The following is a 942-nucleotide window of genomic DNA, read 5'->3' as shown; positions in this document are numbered from 1 at the left end:
CCAATAATCGTGGCCGCGTAGAACAACCAGCCAGCCACGCGGTCCGCTAACGTTTCAGACTTTGTTTTCGCCTGTTGTGCTCGGGTTACCAATTGTTGGACCTGCGCTAAGAAACCATCTTGGGCTTGCTTGGCAACGGTCATCGTAAATGGCGTGTTGCTGTTCAACGAACCGCCAACAACATGGTCACCTTCATGTTTCATCACGCCAACCGACTCACCTGTTAAGAGTGATTCGTCCAAGGTTGGCATCCCCGTTAACACGCGACCATCAACCGGCACGCGTTCATTTTCTTTAACGAGCACGACATCGCCCAAATCCAACTCGTCAATGGGTGTGTCTTGATAATGTTCATCATGTTGCCGGCGGTGGGCCGCTTTTGGCACTAAATTGGCCAAGGCGTCGACCGCTGAACCAGCCTTCATGACCGCATTCATTTCAATCAAGTGACCTAACAACATGATATCGATTAGCGTGGCTAGCTCCCAGAAGAAGTCCATTATCATCGCGTGAGGGTGCAATGCGTTCATGATTGTGGCATACAAACTATAAAAGTACGCCACCACAATTCCCATCGTAATCAGCGTCATCATCGCTGGTTGTTTGCTTTGCAATTCACCACGTGCACCGTTAAAGAAGGGTGTTCCACCATAGAAAAATAGAATCGAACCAAGGACGAGCACTAACCAGTTCTGGCCAGGAATGCCAGTAATCGTAAATGGCAGGGCCATCCCCATCATCGGTGATAGCAAAATAATCGGAATTGTCAGAATAACCGATACAATTAACTTTTGCTTCATGTTGCCCATATGCATCATATGGCCACCGTGCATCATCATGTCGTGGTCACCGTGGCTCATGTGCATATCGTGCATATCGTGCATATCGTGCATATCGTGCATATCGTGCATATCGTGCATATCGTGCATATCGTGCATATCG

Annotated in this window: 1 pseudogene; it reads right to left on the bottom strand. The window is 48.4% G+C overall.

Annotated elements, in window-relative coordinates:
* Positions 1-920, bottom strand: a pseudogene (locus WEIDD23_RS14685) (heavy metal translocating P-type ATPase); the annotation flags it as partial.
* Between the last annotated feature and the right edge of the window lie 22 nt (positions 921-942).

The organism is Weissella sp. DD23 (assembly GCF_001579105.1).
Classification (GTDB): Bacteria; Bacillota; Bacilli; order Lactobacillales; family Lactobacillaceae; genus Weissella; species Weissella cibaria.
Note: the sequence above shows the minus strand (reverse complement) of the source record. Positions and strands in the feature narration are given on the sequence as shown.